A 9,893-nucleotide genomic window follows, 5' to 3' on the forward strand; every position below is an offset into this window, starting at 1 on the left:
TACTCTATCGGCTTGGCAGGGCGAAAAAATTCTTTCGATTTTCAGGCAAATCGTCGGATTTTCAGGTGCAACGAGATAACTGCCTCGAAATTTAACGTGAAGTATTCCGTTTTGATCGAAAATTGAACGGAAATGGCACGTCTCAATCGTGCTTTAGGAATTTGCCGAAAAAGGTTCTGGCGTGGGGAAGCAGCGTGTCGAGGGGACCCTGCCTGAACGGCGCGGGAGGGAGCGAGTCGAGAAAGTAGGTGCCGTAGCTTTTCGTGACGAGGCGGCGGTCGAGAATCCAGATCGTTCCGCGGTCTTCGCGGTGGCGGATCAGCCGGCCGAAACCTTGCTTGAGCTTGATGGCGGCCATCGGAAGCTGATACTCAGAAAACGCGTTTTTTCCCTGCGCCTTCAGGAGTTCCTGCCGAGCCTCGAGGATCGGGTCGTCGGGGATCGCGAACGGCAGTTTGGCGATGACGAGATTCCGGAGGGCGTTTCCAGGGACGTCGATGCCTTCCCAGAAACTTTCGGTCGCGAAAAGGACGGCGTTCCCGTCGTCGCGGAACCTGCGCAGGAGTTCGTCGCGAGAGGCGTCGCCCTGCTTCATGACGAGAAGTCCTTCGTTTTCGAGTTCGACCGAGAGCGCGTCGGAAAGGTGCTTCAGGTGCCGGTATGACGTACATAGAACGAGGGCTCCGCCCTGCGACGTTCGGACAATCTCGCCCACCGGCCTGACGGTGCGCTCGATGAAATCGGGGGACGCGGGATCTGGCAGGTCGATCGGAATGAACAGCCGAGCCTGCTCTTTATAATCGAACGGTGACGGGAATAGGCCCTCGATGGGTTCTGGTTCGAGTTCGTCGCTGTCGAGGCCCAGTCGGGACTTCATAAAATCGAAGGATTTGCTTGCCGTGAGGGTGGCGGAAACGAGAACGGCGGTCGGAATGCAGGTGAAGCAGTTGTCGACCATGACGTTCGAGACGACGATCGGGAAGGAGTTTATCGCCGGATATTTCCCGCTCTGGCGGACGGCGACCGAGAAAAAATGCACGAACGAATCGCGTCTTTCGGCCTCGAGGTCGAAGAGGAGTTCGAGCGAGTTCTGAATTTTCTGGAACCTGCCGCCGAAGCTGTTCAGCTCGACGAGGGGCATCTCGAACTCACGGTTCCCCTTTCCTGATTCTTCGGGCGCTTCCTCGCCTGCCGCGGTGATCGCGTCGGCGAGGCGTTTGTGAAGTCTGCGGAGAAGCCTGACCAGGTTGGACAACTCGTCCCGCAGGCTGAACGCTTTCGCCGCGAGATCGGTGAACGGCGGACGCCCGACGTGGTGTTTCGTGAGGCGGACCCGGTGCTCGCCGAAATACGGCTGTTTTTCGCCGATGACGAACGCCAGGACGTCGTCGAACACCTCGCGGGCGAGGTCGCTGATTTCGTTGCGGAGCGGGATGATCTTTTCCTGTATATCTGCCGCTACACTTTCGCGGAGCTTGGGCGCGAATGTTCCCGCGCCGAGCAGCAGGCGGGTCAGCAGGACCGAGAGCACCCCGCCCTCGCGGCGACCGCGCTTGTGGTAGAGGCGGCCGAGGGTGCGCTGGACGCCGAAGCCGGTGACCTGGCTGCCGAAATGCCGGGTGGCGATTTCTTCGAGGTTGTGCGCTTCGTCGAGAATGACGGCCTTGTAGGCCGGCAGAACGGCGACCTGCGAGTAGTCGCGGCTCTCGGCGCGCAGGGCGAGGTCGGAAAAAAGCAGGTTGTGGTTGACGACGAGCAGGTCGGCTTCGGATGCCTTGCGGCGCGACTCGAAAAAGAAGCACCGCTTGAACTCGCTGCACCGGATGTGAAGGCATGCGTCCTTGTCGGCGCAGACCTTCTCCCAAAGGGAGTCTTTCGGTTCCCATGTCAGATCGCCGAGCGAGCCGTCGCCGGTCTTCTGGGCCCAGAGCCGAAGCTTCAGATACTCGTCGAGCTCGTCGGCGTCGAGCAGGATCTCGCCTTCCATGGGATTTTCCATCTCGGCCATGCGGCGGCGGCACAGGTAGTTGGAGCGACCCTTCATCAGAGCGAACGTGAAGGGGAACGGCATATATTTCGACAGAAACGGAAGGTCTTTCCCGCACAGCTGGCTTTGCAGGTTGAGCGTGTTCGTCGAGACGGCGACCCGGCACTTGCGCAGATGCGCGAAATACAGCGCCGGGATCAGGTAGGCGAGGCTCTTCCCTACCCCCGTCTCTCCCTCAAGAATCGCGTGGCACGGGGCATTCAGAGCGTCGATCACCGATTCCATCAGGCCGATCTGGCCCGGTCGTTCCTCGTGACCCTCGAGCTTGTTGAAAATCGCACCGTCGGGTTGCAGGAGGGCGACGATTCCGTCGCGATCGAGCGGTTCGTATCCTTCCGGCGCGGGCGGTTCGACGACGACGTAGGCCGTCGTGCACTCGTTATCGTGAATGGCGAAGCCGATGCCGGACTGGCCGCAGAGATACGCGACGCCGAGATCGGCATCGGAAGGCTGCAGCACGCCGTCCGGATGGTTGTGCAACAGGATGTCGCCCGCGCGCAGGCCTCTCAGAATCGCCGGGGCGGCGCTGTCGTTTCCGCGGGCGAGGACGCGGAGGTCGACCCACCGCCCTCCCTCGCCGATTGTCGCGGCTGACAGCACTTCGGAACCGCCGGCGGCCTGGATCTCATCGACGAGCAACTCCCGGTCTTCCCTGCTGATGGGAAACGGCGGTCGCCGTCTCGATGCCGCGCGGGGCCGTCCTTTCTGCGTTTCTTCCGTCATAGAGCGGCCATTCTACGTTTGCGCCACGACCCTGTCAATACGGGGAACGCCCGAAGACCGGCGAGAGCCGTTTCGGTCGCCGGTTCGGGGGATTGACGGACAAGCCGGGAGCTTACGGGAGCATCTCGACGGTGCCGTCGTCGAGGTCGTAGCGCGCTCCTTCGATGGAGAGAAGACCGTTTCTGAACCGTTCCTCGAGGATCGGCCCGGCTGACCGGAGCGTGCGAACGACCAGAGCGACGTTGGCCCGAACGGTGTTTTCGACGAAATCGCCGGACTGGCGGGCCGCATCGATCATAGCGGGCCTGATCGCCTTGGCCAGCGTTCCGACGCACCCGGGGTAATGGCCCCCCTTGACGGTTGCCTCGACGGCGCCGCATCGCTCGTGGCCGAGCACCATCACGTAGGAAACGTTCAGGTGCTCGACGGCGTACTCGATGCTTCCGATGGCCGCGTCGTCGACGATATTGCCGGCCAGGCGGATGACGAACAGATCTCCGAGCCCCTGGTCGAACAGGATCTCTGGCGGCACCCGCGAATCGGAACAGCAGACGACGACCGCGAAGGGATGCTGCCCTTTGGCGATCTCGATGCGGCGACGCGCCGTATGGCCGGAATGGCGCATGCGCGACTCGACGAATCGCTTGTTCCCGCTCATCAGCTTGAGCCGGGCGGTGTCCCAGCCGACGCTCGTCTGCCCGTGACCCGGCGAGCTGCAGAACGCCGCGGATGCGGCGAAGGACAGAAGAACTGTCAGATATATTCTATACTTCATGCTATCTCCATTCGATGATTCGCCGGTTTGTGAACAACCCGCGTCCGTCACGTCGATACTTCCACTCGGAGGTGATACCAGATTTTCATCCGGATGTCCGGGGAGTGCAAATGAATTCTTCGATGGGATATGAAACTTCTCCCTGAAAGTATCGTATACTGGGAGCGATGATCAACTCGAGGAGACAAAACATGAAAAACCGACGACGGTTTCCGGCAGTGGTTCTTCTGATCGTTTCCCTTGGATGGCTCTGCGGCGCCCACGCGGCGGATTCCGGCATCCGTTCCCCGTTTTCTGGAAAAAAAATTCAACAGGTCCAGGAAGGTGAACCCGCGAACACCTCATCTTCAAACTCCGCCGGCAGCACGGAGACAACTACGGATGGCATGGGGATGGGCAGCGGTGAGGATACCCAAGGCAAGCGAAAAGAACTCAAGGAGCTCAAGGAGAAAACCCTTACGGTTCTGACGAACACCTTGCGCGGCGTCATCGATTTGCTGCGGCAACTCATCGAGATGCTGAAGAAACTCCTGGTCGGGAAGATCGCGTCGCAGCCGTCCCAACCTTCGAGCGGGTCCACGGAAACAGCCGCACCTGCCGATACGGCTCCGCCTCCATCCGAAGCCCCGTCCGATCAGACTGTCGCTCCTGCGCCCGTTGACGAACCGGAACCTGCGGCTGAACCGGCCGACATGCCCGAGCCGGCATCCGAGCCCGCCCCCGAGCAACCAGGCGAGAACGAGACCGCCGTCACGCCGGAACCCGTTCCCGAACCGGAACCTGCGGCTGAACCGGCCGACATGCCCGAGCCGGCATCCGAGCCCGCCCCCGAGCAACCAGGCGAGAACGAGACCGCCGTCACGCCGGAACCCGTTCCCGAACCGGAACCTGGGGCTGAACCGGCCGACATGCCCGAGCCGGCATCCGAGCCCGCCTCCGAGCAACCAGGCGAAAACGAGACCGCCGTCACGCCGGAACCCGTTCCCGAACCTTCCGTTGAACCTTCCAGCGAAACGGTCGAACCGCCCCCCCCGCCCGAACCCCAGCGAGGTCCCACTCCGGCGGAATGCGAGCGAATGAAGCTGCTGATCGCCGACGGGAAGGTCGAAGAAGCTGCCTCGATGCTCGACAAGGGATTCGATATCAACGCCCGGATCGGGGAAAAGGGAACCGCGCTCCATTACGCCGTCGGAACGGGCAACAAGGCCGTCGTCGAACTCCTGGTCAAACGTGGAGCCGATCTTGGCGCTCGTGACGACATGAACGCAACTCCGTTGCACGTCGCAGCATGGAAGAACAATCTCGAATTCTGCCGGCTTTTCCTCGATGCGGGCGCCGACGTCAATATCACCGGCTGGAATGCGGCTGAAGGTTCTGACCGGACACCCCTTCACGTCGCCTCGGAAGTCGGAGCCTCCGATGTGCTCAGGCTGTTCCTTGCCAGGGGCGCCAACGTGAACGCCCTCGACAGCAAAAAGCAGACGCCCCTGTATTGGGCCGTTTTCTCCGGCCAGGTCGAGGCGGCGAACATCCTGAGGGAACGCGGCGGCGTCGAAGACCCGTCGAAACTCCGCCCGGCGGCCTCTCCCGCAGTCCCCGCTCCATCGGCTCCGTGATGATTCTCCCCGCTCTATTGGGAGCGGGAGTTGAAAACTCCTGAACGCACCATCGGGAATTCCCTCGCGGGACCGCCCGGTGGTGCTTTTCATTTCGGCGATCCCGGGCATCAACTTCTTCCCCCGGCGCGGGGTGATTTCCGGCGGAAACTTGACCGCATACCGGTCCGTGGTGCATAGTGATGCACGTTTTGAGATGGTGAATCATATTCAGGAACGAGGAGAAACACGATGGCGAAGTTAGTCGGGAATGTTCTGATCGCACAGGGCGGCGGCCCAACGGCCGTCATCAACCAGAGCCTGGTCGGCGCGGTTCTGGAGTCGCGGAAGTTTCCCGAGGTCCAGCGCGTGTACGGCGCCCTGCACGGCGTCCGGGGTATCGTCGAGGAGAATTTCGTCGATCTGACCCAGGCCACGACGCACAACCTCGAGCGCATCGCCTGCACGCCCAGTTCGGCCCTCCTGTCGACCCGCGACAAGCCGGATGCCGAATACTGCGCGAAGATCTTCAAGGTGTGCATGAAGCATAACGTTCGCTATTTCTTCTACATCGGCGGCAACGATTCAGCCGACGCCGTCCGCATCGTGAACGACAACGCCCGCAACGCCGGCTACGAGCTGCGCTGCATCCATATTCCGAAGACGATCGACAACGACTTGCGCGTCACCGACCACTGTCCCGGGTACGGCTCGGCGGCCAAGTTCGTCGCCCTGGCGTTCGCCGGCGCCAACCTCGACAACCGCTCATTGCCCGGCGTTTACATCGCCGTCGTCATGGGTCGCAACGCCGGCTTCCTCACTGCCGCCTCCGCCTTTGCGCGCAAATACGAGGACGACGGTCCGCATCTGATCTACCTCCCCGAACGTCAGTTCCGTAAGGAGTCCTTCGTGAAGGACGTCGAGCAGGTCTACAAGAAGTTCGGCCGGTGCATCGTCGCCGTTTCCGAAGGCATTCTCGGCGAGGACAACAAGCCGGTCATCACCCAGCTCATGGAGAACGCCGAGACCGACGCCCACGGCAACGTGCAGCTTTCGGGCACCGGCGCGCTGGGCGACCTGCTCGCCGACCTGATCAAGAAAGAGCTGAAGATCAAGCGCGTTCGCGCCGACACTTTCGGCTACCTGCAGCGCAGCTTCGTCGGCATCGTTTCCGAGGTCGACCAAGCCGAGGCCCGCGAGGTCGGGGAAAAGGCCGCCCAGTTCGCGATCTGGAACGAGGTCGACGGCTCTGTCGCGATCCGGCGCACCGGCGACTACTCGGTCGAGTATTTCCTGACGCCGCTCGAGACGGTCGCGAAGGAAACCAAGGGCATGCCCGACAAGTTCATCGCCCCGATGGGAACCGACGTCACCGACGAGTTCATGAAATACGCCCGCCCTCTGCTCGGCTCGATGCCGGATTACGAGCGGCTGATGGCCCCGGTGGTGAAGAAATGACGTCCGTTCAGGCCGGAGAACGGCGCCGCATCGTCGTATCGAGATTCGATGCCCGCGGTCGCGGGGTTGCGGTGATCGACGGCGAAGAGGTTGCCGTTCCCGGCCTGTTTCCCGGCGACGAGATCGAGTTCGTGCGCGAAGCCGGCCCGAGGGGCCGCCCGACCTGGGAGCCGCAGGAACTGACGAAGCCGTCGCCCGACCGCATCAAGCCCGACTGCCCGTTCCACGGGCCGTGCGGCGGCTGCGACTGGCTGGAACTCTCGGAAAAAGGCCGCCGCAAGGGAAAACAGCAGATCCTCACGTCGGCTCTCGAGGATATTCCGGGATTCGACACGGCGACCATTGCGCCGTTCGCCGCCGCCCGCGAGGGCGAGACGATCCGGTACATGCCCCGTGTCCGCATTCACCAGGGCCGGCACCGGGCATCACAGGATGCCGGATTCCTGCCGGCCGAAGGGCACGAGGACGAAACGCACGGGGGCATCGTTCCCGTCACCTCGTGCGCGCTCCTGACGAAACCCCTGGGAAAACGACTCGTGGCGGCGCGGCGGGCGCTGGGTGCCCTGCCCTTCCGCGTCGACGGCCTCGTGCTGGCCGCGGCGAACGCCGGGCCCGAAGCCGTGACCGGCCATCTCACGCTCGGCGCCGGAGCTTCGCCGGGCCGCGTCAGGCCGGAACTCTGGAAACTGATCCGCGGGGCCGACCTGGCCGGGCTCAGCTACGGACGGCCAGACAAGGGCGTCGAAGGCGTGCTCGAGGACGTCTCGGTCGCCGGCCTTCTCGCCCACGGCGTCGAGGGCGGTCCGTTCTTCACCGAGCCCGGCTTCTTCAGCCAGGGCAACGTGTTCCAGAACAAGCATCTCGTGCGGGAAGTGGTGCGCCTCTCTGGCGCCGCCGACGGAAAACGGATCGTCGAGGGCTTCGCCGGCGCCGGGAATTTCACGATTCCCCTGGCCGCCGCCGGCGCGACGGTCGAGGCCGTCGAGTCGCACCCGGGCGCCGTTCGCATGGCGATCCGGAACCGTCAGCGAGCGAAATGCGGCGAACGGATCACCCTCGTCGAAGGCGACGCGATGAAGGAACTCGGAAAACTCGCGCCGGAACCCGACGCGCTGGTGGTCGATCCGCCCCGCACCGGGATGCCCACGATCGCCGCCACCGTCGCGAAACTCAAACCCGCGACGATCGTCTATGTAGCGTGTGATATGGAATCATTGCGCCGAGACGCTCAGGCGCTCGTAAAGGCCGGCTACCAAATCGCGGATGTCGCCGGCATCGACCTCTACCCCCGCACCCACCACGTCGAAGCCGTCATCAAATTCGTGCGGAACGATCAGTAACATACCAAGACCGTTTCACAGCGATACACCGAGGCTCGGAGTTTAGATACGTATACGTTGAAAGGCGATATGACCTTGCGCGGTTGTTCGATTGTTTGGTTGTTTCTTGTGTTTGTTTTGATAATGGGAGGTGCAATTCCTCTCATTGCAACTGAAAAGATAATTCAAGAATCTGAAATTGGAACAGTTCTGCAATATCTACAAGCCAGAGAGTTAAAATCTAGACTCCGCGGTCTTTTGTTTGCTCATCGAACTTCAGATAAGAGGGTGTTTGAGCAGCTGGTTAAGATGTATGAAGAAGGTCATGATATTCGTGAAAATGTTTATCGTGCAATGCTGCGTTTGAACCAGGAAGCCAAAGGTAGATTTTCAGCGGAATTGGTAAGCGTTGTAACGAAGGAAATCGATCGCCTGAAGCGAGATGCCCCTCATGATATTGAAAAATATATTTATTCTTTTCTTGGTCATGTTGTCTCTGTTGCACCAGACCAGCACTTTGATTCCTTTGTCAAATGGGTGGTGTCGAACATTGATGATCTGTGTGATGGCCCTGCACCGATAAGGGATGAATTAGAGCGATATTGCAATATGTATTTCGCAGCCCAGGGTGATGAAGAATGTTTGGGAAAGCTTGCTGCCAGATTTAACATGCCGACAACGAATAAGTATGATTCTAAGTTAATAGAAATTTTCATTGCAAGGAAAGATCCAAGAATATTTCATTCTCTCATTGAAGAAGTGAAAACAACTCGTAAGCCATCAGTGTTTTTTGTTGAGCTCGTCATGAAATATGCAAAAGAAATGAATCTTGCTATTCCGAAGGCCATTCAAGATAAAATGCAGGGTGTCATTCATGATTTTGATGCTGCTGCTGATTTGGACCAAGGGCGCTTTTGATGCGAGACGCGATTCTAAGCGGCCTTCTTCAGGAGCACAGCCAGCAGAACTTCCGGCCGTGCCTGCGCAACGAGTATCAGAGAGCGGGCTGCCCCGGTCGGTTGGCGGCGCCCCTGCTCCCAATCCTGCAAGGTCCGCAAACTAACCCCAAGCAGTGCGGCAAAAGCCGACTGGCTCAAGCTCATCTTTTCACGAATATCCCGGATATCCGTCAGCCCCTCGGCCGCGAATCGCCGCCCGCCGCCCTGCTTGATCTCCCGAAGGCCCTCGAGAATCTCCATGCCGATGTCACGCTTTGTCATCGTCAATCTCCTTCTTGATCGCTTTCAGAACATGCGCCGGTATATTCGTAGCTTCACTCTTGGCGTAGATGGTAAGCAACCAGATCTGTCTCTTGTGATCCCGCCAATAGTAGATCACTCGATACCCAGACGACTTTCCGCGCCCAGGTGCCGCCCACCGCAGTTTTCGCAGTCCGCCGCTTCCCGGGATCAGATCTCCAGCATCCGGCTGGGCGAGAAGCAGCCATTGTAATGCCGAATACTCCTCATCAGAGAAATATTCCCTAATGAGTTTGCTGAAAAGCGATGTCTCGATGAATTCCATTCGATAATGTAAATATACGGCAGTGCCGTATAAATGTCAACTCTTCCCCTTCCGGTCATCCCGATTGGATAGGAAATCGACGTATTGGTCATCTCTCAGTAATTGAAGTGCTTCTTCACTGCTTCAAATTTCTCAGCAATTATTTCGATAGACGTCTTTTCCGACGGATGCATGCCAGGCTCCTGCGTTAAACGCATCGCCTCTTTCACTTCCCCTTGAAGAACTTCAAAGTCTTCTTTTGAAAGTGTCGTTCCGTTTTTCAAAAGGAACTCGACGGTCTGCATCGGCGCTCTGGGGCTTGTAACGGCATATTTGATCGGCTTGTTGCCTCTGTCATCAGTTGCATTGATGTCGGCTCCCAGTTCGAACAGCTTTTTCACGAAATCGGTATTCTCGAACATCCGACATTTCCGGTGTACGCCCACCTGACGTCTGAATTTTAGGAACCGCTT

Annotated in this window: 9 protein-coding genes; 4 read left to right on the forward strand and 5 right to left on the reverse strand. The window is 59.7% G+C overall.

Features of this window, described 5'->3' with window-relative positions:
• Positions 1–142: 142 nt before the first annotated feature.
• Together PLU72_17800 and PLU72_17805 are read right to left on the reverse strand one after the other, a co-directional pair.
• Positions 143–2,770: a helicase C-terminal domain-containing protein gene (locus tag PLU72_17800; GenBank protein ID HOT30035.1), complete on the reverse strand. Its 2,628-nt coding sequence runs from the start codon at positions 2,768–2,770 to the stop codon at positions 143–145.
• 112 nt (positions 2,771–2,882) lie between these two features.
• Positions 2,883–3,545, reverse strand: a complete 663-nt coding sequence (locus PLU72_17805) for a carbonic anhydrase (GenBank protein HOT30036.1) — start codon at positions 3,543–3,545, stop codon at positions 2,883–2,885.
• Between the two features lie 191 nt (positions 3,546–3,736).
• Between PLU72_17805 and PLU72_17810 the strand changes: the two genes are divergently transcribed.
• The 4 genes from PLU72_17810 to PLU72_17825 all read left to right on the forward strand — a co-directional run bounded on the left by PLU72_17810 (position 3,737) and on the right by PLU72_17825 (position 8,835).
• Entirely contained in the window at positions 3,737–5,161 is a 1,425-nt protein-coding gene (locus PLU72_17810) for an ankyrin repeat domain-containing protein (GenBank protein ID HOT30037.1), read from the forward strand.
• Positions 5,162–5,392: 231 nt separating this feature from the next.
• Positions 5,393–6,598 (forward strand): 6-phosphofructokinase, encoded by a 1,206-nt coding sequence (locus PLU72_17815; GenBank protein HOT30038.1) that lies wholly within the window; start codon positions 5,393–5,395, stop codon positions 6,596–6,598.
• Entirely contained in the window at positions 6,595–7,938 is a 1,344-nt protein-coding gene (locus PLU72_17820) for a hypothetical protein (GenBank protein ID HOT30039.1), read from the forward strand. The genes PLU72_17815 and PLU72_17820 overlap by 4 nt, the downstream gene beginning before the upstream one ends.
• Positions 7,939–8,007: 69 nt before the next feature.
• On the forward strand, positions 8,008–8,835 hold the full coding sequence (locus PLU72_17825) for a hypothetical protein (protein HOT30040.1): 828 nt from the start codon (positions 8,008–8,010) through the stop codon (positions 8,833–8,835).
• 14 nt (positions 8,836–8,849) lie between these two features.
• Here PLU72_17825 and PLU72_17830 read toward each other — a convergent pair whose 3' ends face one another.
• The 3 genes from PLU72_17830 to PLU72_17840 all read right to left on the reverse strand — a co-directional run.
• Positions 8,850–9,137 (reverse strand): helix-turn-helix domain-containing protein, encoded by a 288-nt coding sequence (locus tag PLU72_17830; protein ID HOT30041.1) that lies wholly within the window; start codon positions 9,135–9,137, stop codon positions 8,850–8,852.
• The gene (locus PLU72_17835; protein ID HOT30042.1) at positions 9,124–9,441 is read right to left on the reverse strand and encodes a type II toxin-antitoxin system RelE/ParE family toxin; all 318 of its coding nucleotides are present in this window, start codon (positions 9,439–9,441) and stop codon (positions 9,124–9,126) included. Before PLU72_17835 ends, PLU72_17830 begins: the two co-directional genes overlap by 14 nt.
• A gap of 95 nt (positions 9,442–9,536) precedes the next feature.
• Positions 9,537–9,893, reverse strand: a 357-nt coding sequence (locus tag PLU72_17840) for an ankyrin repeat domain-containing protein (GenBank protein ID HOT30043.1), incomplete at its 5' end; no start/stop codon positions are given.

The sequence above is a fragment of the Candidatus Ozemobacteraceae bacterium genome (assembly GCA_035373905.1).
GTDB lineage: Bacteria > Muiribacteriota > Ozemobacteria > Ozemobacterales > Ozemobacteraceae > MWAR01.

Excerpts from the sequence above, each read along its gene's own strand:
- PLU72_17800 (HOT30035.1), bottom strand. The coding sequence starts at position 2,770 with ATGACGGAAGAAACGCAGAAAGGACGGCCCCGCGCGGCATCGAGACGG.
- PLU72_17805 (HOT30036.1), bottom strand. The coding sequence starts at position 3,545 with ATGAAGTATAGAATATATCTGACAGTTCTTCTGTCCTTCGCCGCATCC.
- PLU72_17810 (HOT30037.1), top strand. The coding sequence starts at position 3,737 with ATGAAAAACCGACGACGGTTTCCGGCAGTGGTTCTTCTGATCGTTTCC.
- PLU72_17815 (HOT30038.1), top strand. The coding sequence starts at position 5,393 with ATGGCGAAGTTAGTCGGGAATGTTCTGATCGCACAGGGCGGCGGCCCA.
- PLU72_17820 (HOT30039.1), top strand. The coding sequence starts at position 6,595 with ATGACGTCCGTTCAGGCCGGAGAACGGCGCCGCATCGTCGTATCGAGA.
- PLU72_17825 (HOT30040.1), top strand. The coding sequence starts at position 8,008 with ATGACCTTGCGCGGTTGTTCGATTGTTTGGTTGTTTCTTGTGTTTGTT.
- PLU72_17830 (HOT30041.1), bottom strand. The coding sequence starts at position 9,137 with ATGACAAAGCGTGACATCGGCATGGAGATTCTCGAGGGCCTTCGGGAG.
- PLU72_17835 (HOT30042.1), bottom strand. The coding sequence starts at position 9,441 with ATGGAATTCATCGAGACATCGCTTTTCAGCAAACTCATTAGGGAATAT.